Consider the following 17,012-nt stretch of genomic DNA (forward strand, 5'->3'; position numbering starts at 1 on the left):
CTGATGGTCTTTCGGGCGGACGGATCAGAGGTGCTGCTCGCCGCCCGTCACGTCCAGCAGTGCGGCAGTTACGTAGGACGCCGCGTCGGACAGCAGGAACGAGATGGCAGACGCGATCTCCGAAGGTTCGCCCAGACGTCCCAACGCGATGGATTCCATCCATCGCGCTTTGACGTGGTCGGGTACGTCACCGATCATCGGGGTGTTGATCGCACCGGGTGCGACGGCGTTGCAGCGGATGCCGTACTTCGCTTGTTCGGCGGCGACCGCTTTGGTCAGCCCGACAACTCCAGCCTTGGCGGCGGAGTAGTTCGTCTGGCCGAAGGCGCCGTGCCGATTCGACGACGACAGGTTGACGATACTGCCGCCCCCGCCGGCCCGCATCGATGGAATGACGGATTTGCAGCCGAGCCATGCTCCCCTGAGATGGACATCGATCACGGCGTGGAACTGATGCTCCGTCATGGACAACATGGATTTGTCGCGCGTGATGCCCGCGTTGTTGACCAGGCCATAGATCGTCCCGAACTGCGATACCTGCGCACAGAGAGACGACCAGGAGTCGCTACTGGTCACATCGTGCTCGACGGCCAGGCTAGAGTCGGCGCGCGCACCGTTGAGGTCTGCGGCCAGCGTCTTTACGCTCACATAGTCAGTGTCGGCAAGGACGACGCGCAGACCCTCACCGTGTAACCGCGCGGCGGTGGCCTTGCCGATGCCGGACCCGGCCCCGGTCACGATGTAGACGCTGTCGTTCTTCGATGATGTAGTGGGCGATACCTCGGTGGATGTCACGCTTGCCCTCTTCCCACTAGATAGACGTCAGTGCCCTGCTGCACAGTGGTGCCGTCCTGATTGGTGACTGCGACGTCGAACGTGGCGATTCCCGACTCTGGGCGAGACGAACTCGTACGCAGGTTGGAGACAGTCTGAATGGTCTTTACGGTGTCCCCGGGATACGTCGGTGCCACCATTTTGCGCGTGGTCTCCAGATAGGCATGGATTTCTAGTTCGTCCAGCTCGGGGGTGGCCAGACCACTTGAGATCGACAGGATGAGCAGACCGTGCGCGATGCGTCCGGAGAATTCGGTGTTCTCACGGACCCACATCTCGTCGGTGTGAAGCGGGTTGAAGTCACCCGAGATACCGGCGAAGGCGACGATGTCGCTCTCCGTGATCGTTCGGCCCCGAGACACGTACTTGGTGCCGATCTCGAGATCGTCAAAGAACAGCGGCATGGATTGCTTTCTGGTCGAGACGTCTTCGAATGCCTGGATTCGTAGACGGTGAAGGTCGAGGTCGGTGAGATGTGCAGGGTCAGGCCTGCGGGCCCGCAATGCGCAGGCGCTCAGCTGATGAGAGCGGGCGCGGTGCCCGGGCAGATCTGTCCCACATGACGATCGTGGTTGTCGCTTCAGCGATGAGCGCGTCACTTGTTTGAGACTTGACCAGCTCGATGAGGGTCAGGCTCGTATTGCCGACACGATGTACGCCGAAGGTCACTGAGACTGCTTCGTCTTCTTTGCGCAGCTCAGCACGATAGTCGAGTTCAATTCGGGCGACTACGTAGGAGTCGGGCAGTTCGGACAAGAGAGTCTTGGAAATCCACTGTGTGCGTGCCTCGTCAAGCAGTGTCAACACTGTCGCGTGATACACGTGACCTTGGTGGTCAAGGTCCCTCCATCGGAGTGGGACTACGCATCCGGGCGGGGACGTCCTCTCGTCGAACGGGATGATGTCCTCCTCTCAGTATTTTGATCGGCCAATATGCAAAAACTAGCCGGAAGGGCAGAAGGTGTCAACCGTCACATTTGATTAGTCGGTCACTGCCACGCCGTGGACTTGGATCAGAACGGCCGAATAGTATTGCGGCTGTGGATGTTTCCGTTTTATGCTCTCCAAGCCGGGGACACTGAAGGGCCCGAAGGTTCACCGCCGCGTGCCGCTGACCACCCACACGGCATGCCGGCCGGTGCCCCGCTTGGCCGCGCACACGTGGTCGAACCCCGCATCGCGACACAGCGCGGCAAAGGATTCGGCCTGTTGCGCGGTCCAACCGTGGCTGGCGAGCCCGGTGGCTCCGTCCGGTGACTGACGCTCGATCGCGACCAGTCGTCCACCCGGCGCCAGAACCCGGCGCGCCTCGGCGACTCCATCGTCGACGTCCTGCCAGTGATGCACGGTGGCCAGCGCCCACACCACGGTCGCCGAACCGTCTGCTACGGGCAGACTTTCCGCGGTGCCTTGGCGCCAGGTGATGCCGCCCTTCCGGGTGACGACCCGTGCGACGCGCAGCATCGCCGAGGACGGGTCGACGCCGGTCACCCGCGCGCCGCGACGGGCGGCCACCCGTGCCGCGTTGCCCGGGCCGCAACCCACGTCGACGACGCGGTCTTCCGCCGACACCTGCGCGATATCCGCCGCCAACTTGGCCTTGGACCGCCCGACGAGAAGGAACACGAGTCCGAACAGCACGCCCGTGACGCCGGCGAAGCCGGGATGGTCGGCGTGGTGGTTGACCGCAAGTGCAGGCTGTGCCTCTTTCATACTTCAACCTTGCCGGTTCAAGCCCGGTTGAAGTCAAATGTCGGCATGGACCTGATTCCGATCGGTGAGGCGGCGGCGCGACTGCAGATGAGTCCCTCGGCGCTGCGGTACTACGACGAGCGCGGGCTCGTGTGCCCGCGGACGCGTCGCGCCGGCAAGCGAATGTATGGTCCCGAGGAGCTGCGCAGGCTGGCGTTCCTCAAGATCGTGCACCGGTTGGGCCTGCCGCTGGACACGGCGGCCGCGGTGCTCGACGCGCCGAGCGATCAGTGGCGCGACACGGTCCGCGAGCAGATCGTCGAGCTGGATCGGGTGATCGTTCAAGCGCAAGGGGCGCAACAGTTCCTGACTCACGCCCTGCACTGTCCGACCGACCACCCAGCGAAAGACTGCGCCACGATGACCGGTGCACTGGACCGGCTGGTTGACGGGATGAGTGTCGAGGAGCTCGCCGCCGAGCAGACCGGAAACCGTTTGCCTGCCGACTGAGTGCTAAGCCCCGCACGAGCGTGCGCAAACTGTTGCCCGACGACGGCGTGCCGGGCAACAGACGCGCACTCTCGCGCGGTGAGGTGAGGTGAGGTGAGGTGAGGTGAGGTGAGGTGAGGTGAGGTGAGGTGAGGAATCAGTCGGCGGCGCTGGAACTGCCCAGCAGATCCCGCACGCGATTGGCGACTCGGATGAACTCCGGGCGTTCCATCGTCTCGGCGTAGTTCCGTTCGGCGGGCAGGTCGACGTCGAGTGTCTCGACGATCCGGCCCGGCCGGGGGCTCATCACCACGACCCGGTTGGCCAGATACACCGCTTCGGCAACCGAGTGCGTCACCAGCACCACCGTGGTGCCGGTTTCCCGCCAGATGCGGTGCAGCTCGACGTTCATCTTCTCCCGGGTCAAGGCGTCCAACGCTCCGAACGGCTCGTCCATGAGCAGCACATCGGGTTGGTGCAGAAGCGCCCGGCAGAGCGAAACTCGTTGCTGCATACCGCCGGACAGTTCGTGGGGCAAGGCGTTCTCGAACCCGGTCAACCCGGTCATCTCGATCAGGTAGTCGCAGCGCCGCGCCGCGGCAGCCCGCGGCATGCCGCGCATCTCAGCCTGCAGCAGGATGTTCTTGCGCACCGAACGCCATTCCAGCAGCGCCGCGCGCTGGAAGACGTAGCCGATCTCACGCTGCGGGCCGCGTACCCGGTTGCCGCGCAGCCGCACCTCCCCGGAACTGGCGTCGGTGAGGCCCGCAACCACCTTCAACAGTGTCGACTTTCCGCAACCGGACGGGCCTGCGATGGAGACGAACTCGCCGTCGGCGACGTGCATGTCGATGTTGTCGAGTGCAGTCACGGTAGCCCGTTTGGAGCTGAAGGTGACGGTCAGATTCTCGATCGAGATCGCTTGGGAGGCTTCGCCAGTCACGGTCGCCCCCGGTTCAGTGATCGTCGCTGTGGTCATGGCTGTCGGCTCCTACTGCTCGGCCTTGGGTGTGAAAGACGAATCCCAGTATTCTGCAGGGTCTTTCGCGGTTTTCAGCAACCCTGCGTCGGTGAGGGTGCTGATGGTGGTGGTCCAGTCCTCTTTGGCGTTGGCGCCGGGCGGTTGGTTGGCCGTCGCCTGCGTGGACAGCAACGGGATGGTCTGCTGCCACTGCTGCAGCAGTACTTCGCTCGGCGGCATCTGCGGGTCCTTGCCCGCCATGGCGTCCACGGCGGCCTCGGGGTCGGCGGCTGCGGCGGTGAATGCCTCGCTGGTGGCGTCCACGAGCGACTGCACCAACTCCGGGTTGTCGGTGATGGTGGCGGTGTTGGCGATCAGGCCGTTGCTGAAGAAGTTCAGCCCGGCGTCGGAGTACTTGAGGTAGCGCACCTCACGCCCGCTCTTGTTGGCGATGGTGGGGCCCTGGTCGTGGGCGAAGCCGATCAGCCCGTCGACTCGGCCCGACATCAGCGCCGACATCTTGCCCGCCGCGTCCAGGCTCTGCTGGGTGACCTGGTCGGCAGGTACGCCGGCTTTTTCGAGATAGATGGGGAACGTGGTGGTCGGGGCGTCACCGGCCGACACTGCGATGGTGCGCCCGGCCAGGTCCTTGGGCTCGTTGATGCCGGAATCGGCGAACACCTGAACCGCCGACGGCGTGGTCTGAAGGAACACGCCGGCGCTCTTGATTTCCACGCCCTTGTCGATATTGCTCAGGACCGCCGGGGTGTCGGCCCAGCCGAAGTCGACCTGCTGCGAGCCGACGGCCTGAGCGGTCTTCGTGGAACCCTGACCGGCATCGATCTGCAGGTCGATCCCGTGCTTGGCGAAGATGCCCTCTTGCACCCCGTAGTAGAACGGAGCGTGTTCGCCGTACGGGTACCAGTTCAGCATCAGGGTTGCCGGGGTGGCTGAACCGTCTGCGGCAGGGGCATTTTCGGAACTGCCGCCTCCGCAGCCGGCCAGCGCCAGCATCGCAGCGGAGGCCAGCGCGACAGTGGCGTGGCGTCGGGAAAGGATCATGGCTCTACTCCTGGTTCGGTGAAAGTCAGGCGGAAGTTGCGGATTTGGTGGTGCGGCGGGACGAATGCCACGGGATGAGCAGCTTCTCGGCGATCTCGATGATCGCGAACAGCACGATGCCCAGCGTGGACATGATGATCAGTGCGGCGAACAACATTGCGGTATCGACATTTCCGTTGGCCTGCAGGATCACATAGCCCAGTCCTTCGTTGGCGCCGACGAATTCGCCGACGACCGCACCGGTCACCGCAAGCGTGGCGGCCACCTTCAAACCGGACATCAACTGTGGCAGTGAGGCCGGTAGCCGGATCTTGAGGAACGTCTTGAACCGGCTGGCGCCCATCGTGGAGGTCAGTTCAAGGATTTCGGGATCGACCGAACGCAGCCCGGCCAGGCCCGAGATGACGATCGGGAAGAACGCCATCAGGACTGCCACGAGGATCTTGGGCGTCGGCCCGAAGCCCAGCCACACGATGAACAGCGGCGCGATCGCGATCTTGGGAATCACCTGGGCGAACAAGATCAGCGGGTAGACCGTTTTCTCGAGGCTGGTCGAGTAGATCATCACCACGGCGACCAACTCGCCGACGATCGCGGCGATCAGGAACCCGATGACGGTCTCCCAGGTGGTGACCCAGGTGTGCTGGGCCAGGTAGGCCACGTTCTCGTGCGCGGTGCGCCAGGTGTCGCCGGGCGAGGGAAGGATGTAGGGCGCGACGAGCTCGGACGCGGTGACTGCCCACCAGCCGGTGAGTAGCACTGCGACGAGGGCCAGCGGGCGCCACAGCGCCGCGGCGGTGCGTTGGGCCGAGAAAGCTCGGGCGGGGGAGAAGGTTCGGCGCCGGGGTTTCGGCCCGGAGGCCGGGGCCCCGGAGGGGCGCACACCGGCCGAAGCGGTTACCGCCATGGATAAGTCCTAAATGTCGCAGTGTCACGGGCGCGGAGCCCGATCTGGGAATGCGCTTTCCGAAGCTCCCCGACCATAACGTGACCCATCGCACACTGTCAACGCCCGTGTGAGGCCCGACGCCCGACCGCAGGTTAGGTCAACCGGGTGCTGTCCCGCAGAACCACTCGTCCTGGGATACGTTCCCGCAGGTCATCGCAGTCGGTATCCGTGCGCAACGCCAATTCGACTGCCCGTGCACCAATCTGTTCAAGTGGCAGCGCCACCGTCGTCAGGGTCGGGGTGTAATCCCGCAGGGTCGGGATGTCGTCGAACCCGGCGATCCCGATGTCCTGGGGGACAGTTAGGCCCATTTCACGCCACGCCGCGATGGCGCCGATCGCCATCACGTCGGTCACGGCGAACACGCATACCGGCTCGGCCTGGTTACCTGGGCTGATCTGCAACGCCCCGGCCAGGCGGCGTGCCGCGGAGTGGCCACCGTCGCGGGTGAACTCGCCCGAGACCTCGACCAGCGGCGTGAGTCCACGGCGGCCGAGTGCGTCGACGAATCCGTTGCGCCGGTCCACCCCGGTGCGGATGCTGCCCGGCCCGCCGATCACCGCGAACTGGGTATGGCCGTCGGCGACCAGGGCATCTGCCAATTCGCCTGAGGCCAAGTAATTCTCGGGTTCGACCGCGCCGCCGAAGGCCAAGGGCTGGCCGACGACGACCACCCGGCCGCCGTTGGCGCGGTAGTGGCCGAACTCGTCTTCCAGTTCGCGGTCGAGGTCACCGCTCTGGCGGGAGCCGGCCAGCACAATCGCGTCGGCCCGGTGTGCGATGAACGTGCTGACCGATTCGCGTTCGATGTCGAAGTCGCGGTCGGTGCTGGCCAGCAGCACCTGCTTGCGTGCCGTCCGGGCGGCGGTCTGCACGCCGCGTGCGATCGATGAGAAGTACGGGTCGGCGATGTCGTGGACGATCAGGCCCAGCAGGCCGGTCGACGCCCGTGCCAGGGCCTGGGCCTGGGCATTGGGCACGTATCCGAGTTCGCGGGCGGCCGTGCGCACCCGGTCGGCGACGTTCTCACCCGGGATCCGGCTCGACCCATTGATCACGCGCGACGCCGTAGCCAGCGAAACCCCAGCTCGGGCGGCTACGTCCTGCAGTCTCACCGCTGCCATCTGCGTGCTCCCGCCTCGTGCTGCATTGGTACCCCGGGGTTGACCGGATCGTCGCATGAGCTTACCGTGGAAAGCGCATTCCGAAGTGCTGACATCGCAGACGGCTTGTTGTGGCGTCTTGAGCGATGCAGGTCAAACGACCGCACTGCCGGTGTTCACCGGCCTGTCAGATAAGGCATCTCTTCGATGAGTACATCCACCGGCACGTCACGCCGCACCCTGCGCATAGCCATGAACGGCGTCACCGGCCGCATGGGGTATCGCCAGCATCTCGTTCGCTCCATCCTGCCGCTGCGCGACGAAGGCCTCATGCTCGAAGACGGCAGCCGGGTGGCGGTCGAGCCGATCCTGGTCGGCCGCAGCGCGGACAAGCTCGCCGACATGGCGGCCGAACACGGTATCGAACACTGGACCACCGATGTCGCGTCGGTGATCGCCGATCCGACCGTCGACGTGTATTTCGACGCACAGGTGACCTCGCGGCGGGTCGAAGCGCTGACCGCGGCGATCAAGGCGGGCAAGCATGTGTACACCGAGAAGCCGACCGCCGAGACGCTCACGGAAGCAGTGGAATTGGCGCGAATGGCGCAGAACGCGCAGATCACCGCCGGAGTGGTGCACGACAAGTTGTACCTGCCGGGTCTGGTGAAGTTGCGTCGTCTGGTGGACGAGGGGTTCTTCGGCCGGATCCTTTCGCTGCGCGGCGAGTTCGGCTACTGGGTGTTCGAGGGCGACGGCCAGCCTGCCCAGCGGCCCAGCTGGAACTACCGCGCCGAGGACGGCGGCGGCATCACGGTCGACATGTTCTGCCACTGGAATTATGTGCTGGAGAACATCCTCGGCAAGGTCGAGTCCGTGACCGCGAAGGTGGCCACCCACATCCCCACGCGCTGGGACGAAGCTCATGAGCCGTATCAAGCCACCGCCGACGACGCCGCCTACGGCATTTTCGAGTTGGCCGGCGGCATTGTCGCCCAGATCAATTCGTCCTGGGCGGTGCGGGTGTACCGCGACGAGCTCGTCGAGTTCCAGGTCGACGGCACCCACGGGTCTGCGGTCGCGGGACTGCGTCGCTGCGTGGCCCAGCACCGTTCACACACTCCGAAACCGGTGTGGAATCCGGACCTTCCGGTCACCGAACCGTTCCGGGACCAGTGGCTCGAAGTGCCGGCCAATGCCGACCTGGACAACGGGTTCAAGCTGCAGTGGGAGGAATACCTGCGCGACGTGCTGGCCGGTCGGCCACACCGCTACGGCCTGCTGTCCGCGGCTCGGGGCGTGCAATTGGCCGCACTCGGCCTGCAGAGCTCGACCGAGGGCCGGCGGATCGACGTCCCGGAGATCGTGCTGTGACCGTGACGCAAACCGGCATCGCGATATCGCTGCCGACCGATGGCGCGCTGCGCCGCTTCGAACTCAGTGAGCCCGGTCGGTGGCGCAGGCCCGAGCAACCGATCACGTCGCGGATCGCCTATGCCGCCGCCCATGTCGTGCCGCGTTCGCTGGCCGACAACACCCCGGGTGCTCCTGCCGACCTCGACTGGGACGCCACCCTGGCCTACCGCCGCGAGCTCTGGTCCTATGGGCTCGGGGTCGCCGACGCGATGGACACGGCCCAGCGGGGGATGGGACTGGACTGGGCAGCCACCTGTGAGCTGATCCGGCGCAGCGGTCGGGAGGCCGCAGCGGTCGGTGGTCGCCTGGCGTGCGGGGCTGGAACGGATCAGCTTGTGCCCGAGGATGTTCCGTCCGGTGCCCGCGGATTGACGGCGATCGTCGACGCCTACCGCGAACAGATAGAGGTGGTCCGCGGCGCCGGAGCCCAGGTGATCCTGATGGCCTCCCGGGCATTGGCGCGGGTGGCGCAGTCTCCAGCCGATTATCTGACGGTGTACAACGCCGTGTTGTCTGAGGCGGATCAGCCGGTGATCCTGCACTGGTTGGGGGAGATGTTCGACCCGGCGCTGCGGGGTTACTGGGGATCTGGCGAAATTAATTCTGCGACAAAGGTCTTCCTGGAATTGATCGGGGCCAACGCCGACAGAGTCGACGGTGTGAAGGTCTCGTTGCTCGATGCCGCCCACGAGGTGGCACTGCGCCGGGCACTGCCGGCCGGGGTGCGGCTCTACACCGGTGACGACTTCAACTATCCGGAGTTGATCATCGGGGACGATCTGGGCCATTCCGATGCCCTGCTCGGCATTTTCGCTGCCATCTACCCGGCGGCCTCGACCGCGCTGCAGGAACTCGATGGCGGCAATGTCCAAGGCGCCACAACGATCTTGGAATCCACCCGTGCACTCGGTCGCCACATCTTCACCGCGCCGACCTACTACTACAAAACCGGAATCGCCTTCCTGTCCTGGCTCAACGGTCATCAGCAAGGGTTCGCGATGGTCGGGGGGTTGGCGAGCGGACGGTCGGTCATGCACCTGTCCGAACTGTTCAGACTGGCCGACCGGGCCGGCCTGCTGACCGACCCCGCCCTGGCCGCCCGCCGGATGCAGGCCTTCCTCGAGATGAACGGGGTTCCGGCATGACCGACGACTACCGGCGTCTGTCTCTCAACACGATGACCACCAAAGGTTTCACCCTGCATCAGGCCGCGGACGCCACTGCCGCGGCCGGGTTGGAATCGATTGGACTGTGGCGCGACCGGGTGGCCGAAGCCGGCCTGGATACCGCAGCGAAATTGGTGCGTGACAACGGGCTTCGAGTATCCAGCCTGTGTCGAGGCGGGTTTCTGACCGAGCCCGACGGCGCCGCCGCCCTGGACGACAATCGGCGTGCAATTGAAGAGGCGGCCACCCTCGGCACGCGAGAACTGGTTCTGGTGGTGGGCGGCATCCCGGACCGCGATCTTCCTGCGGCGCGGCAGCGGGTGGCCGAGCGACTCGACGAACTGGTGCCCTACGCCGTCGAACACGACGTCCGATTGGCGCTGGAACCGCTGCACCCCGTGTTCTGTGCGGACCGGGCGGTGATCTCCACGCTCGGGCAGGCACTCGCGCTGGCGGAGCCGTATCCGGCCACGGCGGTCGGTGTCGTCGTCGACACCTTCCACGTGTGGTGGGATCCGGGCCTGGCGGCGGGCATCGCCGCAGCCGGGGCTCAGGGCCGGATCAGCGCCTACCAGGTGTGTGACTGGCTGGTGCCCATGGCAGCCGACCCGCTCGTATCGCGCGGCATGATGGGTGACGGCGTGATCGACTTCGGCGCGATCTCGGCGCTCGTACAGGCCGCCGGATACAGTGGCGACATCGAGGTCGAGATCTTCAACGAAAAGGTCTGGGCTACAGACGGACACACCGTCATCGAAACCATGAAGCAGCGTTATCGCGACCTGGTGGCTCCGGCGCTGGATTAACGCACCTGGGCGCGTCCCCGCTGCAGCACCGCGTCGCGGTTGGCGGCGATGTCGTCGCCCGTCGCCCTGCTCATCCACTCCCGGGCCGACGCCGCCTCGATCCACAGCCCCTCGTTGGTCTGGGCTCCGTCGATGCGGTGATAGGAGGCGAGCAGGGCCTGCACCGCGGCCTGGTTGTTGCCGACGATGGAGGCGGCCACCCGGCGCGCGGTGGGCAGAAGCTCGTCATGCGCGACGACTTCGGTGACCAGTCCGGCACGTAACGCGTCGGCCGCCGAGAGGTAGTCGCCGGTAAGGCTCATCCGCCGGGCCAGGCCCACGCCCACCTTCTGCGGCAGCCGCACACTGAGCCCCCAGGTCGGCAGCAGGCCCACTCGGGCGTGGGTATCGGCGAACCGGGCCTGCTCGGAGGCGATCAGGATGTCGCAGTAGAGCGCCAATTCGAGCCCGCCGGTCACCGCGGCGCCGTTGATGGCCCCGATCACCGGTTTGGTCATCGCCGGCCACTTCGGCGAGATGTCGGGCAGCTCGGTGGTGTCTCCCAACTCTTTGAGGTCCAGCCCCGCGCAAAACACCGGGTCAGCGCCCGTCAAGATCACGACGTCGACACCATCGTCGGCCTGTGCGGCGCGTAGCGCGCCGTAGAAGGCGGTACGAAGCTCCGCCGACAGCGCATTGCGGGACTGCGGCCGGTTCAGGGTCAGCGTGCGGACCCGGTCGGTGGTGTCGATGAGCAAGACGGTCATGCGCTCACCGTATCCGCCGCACCGAACGCGCCTATCGTTGGTTCCATGTGCCGGAACATCACCGAATTGCGTGGGCTTGAGCCCGCCGCAACTGACGAAGAGATCGAGGCCGCGGCCCGTCAGTACGTCCGCAAGGTCAGCGGCATGACGCGGCCGACCGGGGCCAACGTGGACGCATTCGAGGCGGCTGTCGCCGAGGTCACCGCCACCACGACCAGATTGCTGGCCAGTTTGGCGCCGCGGCGTCAACCGCCGAAAACGGTTCCACCGTTGCGCCGTCCGGAGGTCCGCGCCCGGCTGGCTGCACAGCAGTGACACAAACCGCGCTCAAGGAGTGGAGCGCGGCGGTGTATGCGTTGCTCGACGGCCGTCAGACCGTGCTGTTGCGTAAGGGCGGCATCCACGAGAAGCGGTTCGCCGTGAATGCGACCAGTTTCCTGCTGTTCCCGACCGTCGCGCACAGCCACGCCGAGCGGGTACGCCCTGAACACAGCGACCTGCTAGGCGCCGCTGCTGCCGACAGCACCGAGGACGCGGTGACAATCCGGGCCGGGGCGAAAGTTGTTGCCGCAGTGGAGGTCAACCGGCCCGAAGCGATCGACAAGCTGGCGCCGTTGCACATCTGGACCGCCGAATCAGTGCAGGCCGACCGGTTGGATTTCCGGCCCAAACACCGGTTGACGGTCCTGGTGGTGCAGGTCAGTCCGTTGGCGGAGCCGATCCGGCTGACGCGCATGCCCGCGTACGCGGGGTGCAAGAGTTGGGTCGACCTGCCCGTGCAGGCGGAGTGGGGCCCACCCGTGCACGATGACGCGACGCTGCGGGACATCGCCGATCGGGTGCGGCGCTCAGTCGCCTGACGGTGGGCGCGGCCCGGCGGGCAGCACCACCCGTGACACCCCGCCGTCGCCGTGATGCACGGTGTGAGTGGCCGGTACCAACCGCGATCCGGAGATCGCGGGTTCGCCGGTGCCCAGATTCCGCGCGAACCGCGGATGCGAGCCGCCGGCAACCACCAGCCGGATGCGCGATCCAGCTGCGAACCGATGTGCCACGGCGTCCAGTTCGAGCCGGATGGTTCCGGACGGCTCGGTGCGTCTGCGGAAGGCATCGGTGACGTTGCGGGATCGGCCCTTGGCGTCCACCTCGCTGATGCGGACGAACACATCGTTGTGCGGGTTGTCGCAGCTGTGCGCCAGTTCAACCACCGGCGTACCGACGACGTACAGGTCGGCGGGCAGTGCATCGCCGGTGAAGGTCACCACGTCGGGACGGCACGCCAGCGGGGCGTCGTCGCGGTACCCGCCTTCCCGGGCCAGCATCCGGCCGCCGATCGTCGGAGTCGGCCGGGCCGGGTGGTAGGTGAAGGACGACGCAGGCCCTGTCGGCGACGGCGGGGTGTCCGCCAGCCGCCCGGTGGGCTGGAGGAACAGCTCGTACTCAGGCATCACCGGCGGCCAGTCCGGCAGCTCGACCCAGCCGTCGTCGTTGACATGAATCCGCACGGGACTGCGGCGCTTGTCACCGCGGCCGGCCAGATGCGTGTCCAGCCAGTCCAGCGATTCGCGGATCACCGTCGATACACCCCTGGTCATCAGCTGGCCGTGTGTCCATGACCCGACGGTCAGCGCGACGGGCACGTCGCGGCGGCGCAGCTGGGCATACTGCTGCAATGTCTGGTCGAGAAACAGATCCTGCCATCCGCTGAGCAGCAGGATCGGCACCTCGACGTGCTCGAGCGCCTTGTCGAAGCGCAGCCTGTCCCAGAACGGGTCGTCGCGCTCGGGATGCTCCAGCCAGGATTCGTACCACGGTGCACCGCTGCCGAGCAGTTGACGGCCGGCCGCCCCCATCGGCAGCCCACTGGTGGCCCGGGCGAGCTCGGCGGACGATCGCATTTCCCGCTTGAGGGCCGCCAACACGCCCGGTTCCTCCTGCCGGGCCACCATCGCGCTCCAGCCGAGAAAATCGTTGAGCGTGAACGAGCCGGTGCCCCAGGCCGACGCACTGAAATCGTGCGGGCCGACCGTGATGACGGCTGCCTTCATCTCCGGTGGCGGATCGGTCAGGAGCGCCCACTGGGTGAATCCGAGGTACGACAGTCCCACGGTGGCGAAGGAGCCCGTGAACCACGGCTGGGCGCGCAGCCAGGCGACCGTGTCGGCTCCGTCGTCCATCTCGTGGACCATCGGGGTGAACTCGCCGCCCGAGCCGAACGTTCCGCGCACGCTCTGTAGCACCACGTGGTAGCCGCGGGCGGCGTACACCTCGGCGAACAAGGTCGAGAACGGCAGCCGCCGACCGTACGGTCCGCGCACCAGCAGGGTTCCCGCGGGATGATCGGTTTCCGGCGCATAGTGGTCGGCCACCAGCTCGACTCCGTCGCGCATCGGGACGCGCAGCCTGTGCTGCACGGTGTAGCCGATTGTGTGCGGCGGGAGTCCGAGCAGACGGCTGACGGCCTGGTCGGTGAACCGGCGGAGTCTGGGGGTCACCGCACCAGATTACAAATCAGAATTTGTAGTACGGGGCCAGCTCATGGGCCCGCTGCATGTTGACCTGCAGGCAGTCGGGGTCGGGTTCTGAGTACACCGGCGAGTAGAACAGCGACTGCTGGATCACGCCGTAACTGGTCTTGAACGCCACCATGCAGGTGATCCACCAGCGGTCGTTCCAGTCGGTGGGCTTCATGATCCAGAATTGCGCGGCCCGGTGACCGTCGATGTCGAGCTCGAGCGCGTCGGGCGGAAGCGTCTCCTCATAGGTGCGCCAGACGAACGCTTCTATCGCCATCTGGTAGTTACCTGCGTCGTACTTGCAGCGCAGGCTGTCCTCGGGCGTCGGCGGTGTGTGTGCCAACCCGATCCGCTGGACCACGTCGAGCGGGATGTCCCGGCACGGATCGAACGGCGAGGGATCTGTGGTTTCGATCACCGGCCATTTGATGGTGGTGGAGACGTTGGTCATCGGCAGGTCGGTCGCGTCGAGACTCAGCACACCGGTGCCGGGTCCCGCCTGCGGACCTGCCTGCCAAACCAGGATCACCGCGGCAACCAGCGCTGACAATGCGGACAGCAGGCGCACTCTGGCGGCCATCCAACCCCCTAGCAGACTCGGTGAGAAATCATCCCCGGCTTGCGGGGAGTGTAGCGGTCAGCCACCGCTGACTCGACCATAAACGAGAACATGTTCTAGTTGCGAGGCCGGTGGCAGCGCCGTGCGCGATTAGGCTGGTCTGCTGTGGTTGACGCAATTGTGGTGCAGCTGTGGTGACGGACCAGGAGTCCAGGGACCGGCAGCCGGTCCTGTGGGCGGTCAGCGATCTGCATACCGGGCACACCGGAAACAAGCCGGTGACGGAATCGCTGTATCCGGCGTCGCCGGATGACTGGCTGATCGTCGCGGGCGACGTCGGTGAGCGCACCGACGAAATCCGCTGGGCGCTGGACCTGTTACGGAAGCGCTTCGCGAAGGTCATCTGGGTGCCCGGCAACCACGAACTGTGGACCACCAACAAGGATCCGATGCAGATCTTCGGGCGGGCCCGCTACGACTACCTCGTCGACATGTGCGATCAGATGGGCGTCGTCACCCCGGAACACCCGTTCCCGGTGTGGACCGAGCAGGGCGGTCCGGCCACGATCGTCCCGATGTTCCTGCTGTACGACTACAGCTATCTGCCCGCGGGCGCCACAACGAAGGCCGAGGGGCTGGCCATCGCCAGGGAGCGCAACGTGGTCGGCACCGACGAGTTCCTACTGTCCTGTGAGCCGTACGCCACCCGCGACGCCTGGTGCCGCGACCGCGTGACCCAGACCCGCAAACGGCTCGAAGATCTCGACTGGATGACACCGACGGTTCTGGTCAACCATTTCCCCTTGGTCCGGGAACCTTGCGACGCGATGTTCTACCCGGAGTTCTCGCTGTGGTGCGGAACCACCGCAACCGCGGACTGGCACACCCGTTACAACGCCATCTGCTCGGTGTACGGACACCTGCACATTCCTCGCACCACGTGGTACGACGACGTGCGCTTCGAAGAAGTATCGGTCGGTTATCCGCGAGAGTGGCGCCGTCGCAAGCCGTATCGGTGGCTCCGCCAGATCCTCCCGGACCCGAAGTATGCGCCCGGCTACTTGAACGAATTCGGCGGCCACTTCGAGATCACCCCGGAGATGCGTGCCAACGCCAAGGAGATGCAGGACCGGATCAAGGCCCGACGATCATGACGGGCACGCTTCTGGGCCAGGTGCTGCCGGGCCTGGTCTCCTCCGCCGAACTGTACGACGACCCACCGGGTTTGACGCCGCTGCCGGAAGAGGAGCCGCTGGTCGCCCGCTCGGTGGCCAAGCGCCGCAACGAGTTCGTCACCGTGCGGTACTGCGCGCGCCAGGCGCTGGGGGAGTTGGGCATCGGTCCGGTCCCGATTCTCAAGGGGGACAAGGGCGAACCGTGCTGGCCCGACGGGGTGGTGGGCAGCCTGACCCACTGTCAGGGTTTCCGCGGCGCAGTCGTCGGCCGGGCCACCGACGTCCGCTCGATCGGGATCGACGCCGAACCCCATGACGTGCTGCCCGACGGGGTACTCAACGCGATCAGCCTGCCGGTCGAACGCAAGGAGCTCGGCGGCCTGCCCGGTGAGCTGCATTGGGACCGAATCTTATTCTGCGCCAAAGAGGCAACCTACAAAGCGTGGTATCCGCTGACACATCGCTGGCTCGGTTTCGAGGACGCCCACATCACCTTCGGAGTGGATGATTCCGGCGCTGCGGGCGCCTTCCGGTCCCAGATCCTCATCGATCCGGCCGCAGAACACGGACCGCCGCTGACCGCACTTGAGGGACGCTGGTCGGTGCGAGATGGCGTGACGTTGACGGCGATTGTGCTGTGAGCGCCCTCCCTGAAGCGGGCTTGGTCATCGTCGACAAACCGGCCGGCATGACCAGCCATGATGTGGTGGGTCGATGCCGGCGGCTGTTCGGTACCCGCAAGGTCGGGCACGCGGGCACCCTGGACCCCATGGCCACCGGTGTGCTGGTGATCGGCATCGAGCGGGCCACCAAGATCCTGGGATTACTCACCGCGACGGACAAGTCCTATGCCGCGACGATCCGACTTGGCCGCACCACCACGACTGACGACGCCGAAGGCGAAGCATTGCAAGATGTTTCGGCCGCTTCGGTGACCGATGAACAGATCGAGGCGGCGGTTGCCGCACTGCGGGGCGACATCTCCCAGGTCCCCTCGGCCGTGAGCGCGATCAAGGTCGGCGGACAACGCGCCTACAAGTTGGCCCGTGAAGGGCAGACGGTCGAGCTTGCGGCGCGTCCGGTGCGCATCGACCGGTTCGAGCTGCACGCCGTCCGACGGGCCGGCGACTTCGTCGACGTGGACGTCGAGGTGGACTGTTCGTCAGGCACCTACATCCGGGCGCTGGCCCGCGACGCGGGTGCGGCGCTGGGCGTGGGCGGGCATCTCACGGCGCTGCGGCGCACCAGGGTCGGTCGCTACGGTCTGGACGAGGCCCGCACACTTGACGAACTCACCGAGCACGCCCGGCTGAGTTATTCACTGGACCAGGCCTGCCTGTTGGCGTTTCCGCGCCGTGATCTGTCGGATGCCGAAACCGAGGACACCAGACACGGCCGACCGCTCACACCGGCGGGCATCGCCGGCGTGTATGCGGCCACGGCACCCGACGGACAGGTCATCGCCCTATTGCAGGACGGTCAGGCCCGCACCAAGAACGTGGTCGTGCTGCGGCCGGCAACGTTGTAATACCCGGGCG

Annotated in this window: 20 protein-coding genes; 9 read left to right on the forward strand and 11 right to left on the reverse strand. The window is 66.1% G+C overall.

What is annotated here, in order from left to right:
• Positions 1-24: 24 nt before the first annotated feature.
• From ABQF30_RS07600 to ABQF30_RS07615, 4 genes are all read right to left on the reverse strand, one after another.
• Entirely contained in the window at positions 25-795 is a 771-nt protein-coding gene (locus ABQF30_RS07600) for an SDR family oxidoreductase (RefSeq protein WP_448462173.1), read from the reverse strand.
• Positions 792-1,238, reverse strand: coding sequence for a MaoC family dehydratase (locus ABQF30_RS07605; RefSeq protein WP_448462174.1), 447 nt, complete (start codon positions 1,236-1,238; stop codon positions 792-794). The genes ABQF30_RS07600 and ABQF30_RS07605 overlap by 4 nt, the downstream gene beginning before the upstream one ends.
• Before the next feature lie 79 nt (positions 1,239-1,317).
• Positions 1,318-1,737, reverse strand: coding sequence for an acyl-CoA thioesterase (locus tag ABQF30_RS07610; protein ID WP_448463520.1), 420 nt, complete (start codon positions 1,735-1,737; stop codon positions 1,318-1,320).
• A 192-nt stretch (positions 1,738-1,929) separates the two neighbouring features.
• Positions 1,930-2,547 carry a class I SAM-dependent methyltransferase gene (locus ABQF30_RS07615; protein WP_448462175.1) on the reverse strand — a complete coding sequence of 206 codons (618 nt, stop codon included), beginning with the start codon at positions 2,545-2,547 and terminating at the stop codon, positions 1,930-1,932.
• Between the two features lie 45 nt (positions 2,548-2,592).
• On the opposite strand from ABQF30_RS07615, the gene ABQF30_RS07620 reads away from it, so the two are divergent.
• Complete coding sequence (locus ABQF30_RS07620) at positions 2,593-3,036, forward strand: MerR family transcriptional regulator (protein ID WP_448462176.1); 444 nt, start codon at positions 2,593-2,595, stop codon at positions 3,034-3,036.
• 136 nt (positions 3,037-3,172) lie between these two features.
• Here ABQF30_RS07620 and ABQF30_RS07625 read toward each other — a convergent pair whose 3' ends face one another.
• The 4 genes from ABQF30_RS07625 to ABQF30_RS07640 form a co-directional block, all read right to left on the reverse strand.
• On the reverse strand, positions 3,173-3,994 hold the full coding sequence (locus ABQF30_RS07625) for an ABC transporter ATP-binding protein (protein ID WP_448462177.1): 822 nt from the start codon (positions 3,992-3,994) through the stop codon (positions 3,173-3,175).
• A gap of 12 nt (positions 3,995-4,006) precedes the next feature.
• A complete protein-coding gene (locus tag ABQF30_RS07630) occupies positions 4,007-5,038 on the reverse strand; it encodes an ABC transporter substrate-binding protein (RefSeq protein WP_448462178.1) in 1,032 nt (343 codons plus the stop codon).
• Between the two features lie 25 nt (positions 5,039-5,063).
• Positions 5,064-5,945, reverse strand: coding sequence for an ABC transporter permease (locus ABQF30_RS07635; RefSeq protein WP_448462179.1), 882 nt, complete (start codon positions 5,943-5,945; stop codon positions 5,064-5,066).
• A 134-nt stretch (positions 5,946-6,079) separates the two neighbouring features.
• On the reverse strand, positions 6,080-7,111 hold the full coding sequence (locus ABQF30_RS07640; protein WP_448462180.1) for a LacI family DNA-binding transcriptional regulator: 1,032 nt from the start codon (positions 7,109-7,111) through the stop codon (positions 6,080-6,082).
• A 186-nt stretch (positions 7,112-7,297) separates the two neighbouring features.
• Here ABQF30_RS07640 and ABQF30_RS07645 point away from each other — a divergent pair, with 186 nt between their 5' ends.
• Genes ABQF30_RS07645 through ABQF30_RS07655 form a run of 3 tightly spaced genes read left to right on the forward strand, consistent with a single transcriptional unit; the run spans position 7,298 to position 10,478 of the window.
• Positions 7,298-8,464 carry a Gfo/Idh/MocA family protein gene (locus tag ABQF30_RS07645; protein ID WP_448462181.1) on the forward strand — a complete coding sequence of 389 codons (1,167 nt, stop codon included), beginning with the start codon at positions 7,298-7,300 and terminating at the stop codon, positions 8,462-8,464.
• On the forward strand, positions 8,461-9,651 hold the full coding sequence (locus tag ABQF30_RS07650) for a dihydrodipicolinate synthase family protein (protein ID WP_448462182.1): 1,191 nt from the start codon (positions 8,461-8,463) through the stop codon (positions 9,649-9,651). Before ABQF30_RS07645 ends, ABQF30_RS07650 begins: the two co-directional genes overlap by 4 nt.
• Positions 9,648-10,478 carry a sugar phosphate isomerase/epimerase family protein gene (locus tag ABQF30_RS07655; RefSeq protein WP_448462183.1) on the forward strand — a complete coding sequence of 277 codons (831 nt, stop codon included), beginning with the start codon at positions 9,648-9,650 and terminating at the stop codon, positions 10,476-10,478. The genes ABQF30_RS07650 and ABQF30_RS07655 overlap by 4 nt, the downstream gene beginning before the upstream one ends.
• Here ABQF30_RS07655 and ABQF30_RS07660 read toward each other — a convergent pair.
• Positions 10,475-11,224, reverse strand: coding sequence for an enoyl-CoA hydratase (locus tag ABQF30_RS07660; protein WP_448462184.1), 750 nt, complete (start codon positions 11,222-11,224; stop codon positions 10,475-10,477). The two genes, ABQF30_RS07655 and ABQF30_RS07660, sit on opposite strands and share 4 nt — an antisense overlap.
• Positions 11,225-11,269: 45 nt before the next feature.
• On the opposite strand from ABQF30_RS07660, the gene ABQF30_RS07665 reads away from it, so the two are divergent.
• Both ABQF30_RS07665 and ABQF30_RS07670 read left to right on the forward strand, forming a co-directional pair.
• Positions 11,270-11,539, forward strand: a complete 270-nt coding sequence (locus ABQF30_RS07665) for a DUF2277 domain-containing protein (protein WP_448462185.1) — start codon at positions 11,270-11,272, stop codon at positions 11,537-11,539.
• Complete coding sequence (locus tag ABQF30_RS07670) at positions 11,536-12,084, forward strand: DUF1802 family protein (RefSeq protein ID WP_448462186.1); 549 nt, start codon at positions 11,536-11,538, stop codon at positions 12,082-12,084. Before ABQF30_RS07665 ends, ABQF30_RS07670 begins: the two co-directional genes overlap by 4 nt.
• Here the strand turns inward: ABQF30_RS07670 and ABQF30_RS07675 are convergent.
• Together ABQF30_RS07675 and ABQF30_RS07680 are read right to left on the reverse strand one after the other, a co-directional pair.
• Positions 12,073-13,719 carry a CocE/NonD family hydrolase gene (locus ABQF30_RS07675; RefSeq protein ID WP_448462187.1) on the reverse strand — a complete coding sequence of 549 codons (1,647 nt, stop codon included), beginning with the start codon at positions 13,717-13,719 and terminating at the stop codon, positions 12,073-12,075. The two genes, ABQF30_RS07670 and ABQF30_RS07675, sit on opposite strands and share 12 nt — an antisense overlap.
• 16 nt (positions 13,720-13,735) lie before the next feature.
• Positions 13,736-14,320 (reverse strand): DUF3558 domain-containing protein, encoded by a 585-nt coding sequence (locus ABQF30_RS07680; protein ID WP_448462188.1) that lies wholly within the window; start codon positions 14,318-14,320, stop codon positions 13,736-13,738.
• Between the two features lie 170 nt (positions 14,321-14,490).
• Here ABQF30_RS07680 and ABQF30_RS07685 point away from each other — a divergent pair, with 170 nt between their 5' ends.
• The 3 genes from ABQF30_RS07685 to truB are packed head-to-tail and all read left to right on the forward strand — an operon-like array spanning position 14,491 to position 17,002.
• Positions 14,491-15,453 carry an ACP phosphodiesterase PptH gene (locus tag ABQF30_RS07685; protein ID WP_448462189.1) on the forward strand — a complete coding sequence of 321 codons (963 nt, stop codon included), beginning with the start codon at positions 14,491-14,493 and terminating at the stop codon, positions 15,451-15,453.
• Complete coding sequence (gene pptT / locus ABQF30_RS07690; RefSeq protein ID WP_448462190.1) at positions 15,450-16,115, forward strand: 4'-phosphopantetheinyl transferase PptT; 666 nt, start codon at positions 15,450-15,452, stop codon at positions 16,113-16,115. The genes ABQF30_RS07685 and pptT overlap by 4 nt, the downstream gene beginning before the upstream one ends.
• Positions 16,112-17,002, forward strand: coding sequence for a tRNA pseudouridine(55) synthase TruB (truB, locus tag ABQF30_RS07695; RefSeq protein WP_448462191.1), 891 nt, complete (start codon positions 16,112-16,114; stop codon positions 17,000-17,002). The genes pptT and truB overlap by 4 nt, the downstream gene beginning before the upstream one ends.
• The last annotated feature ends 10 nt before the right edge of the window (positions 17,003-17,012 follow it).

The organism is Mycolicibacterium sp. XJ870, assembly GCF_053483975.1.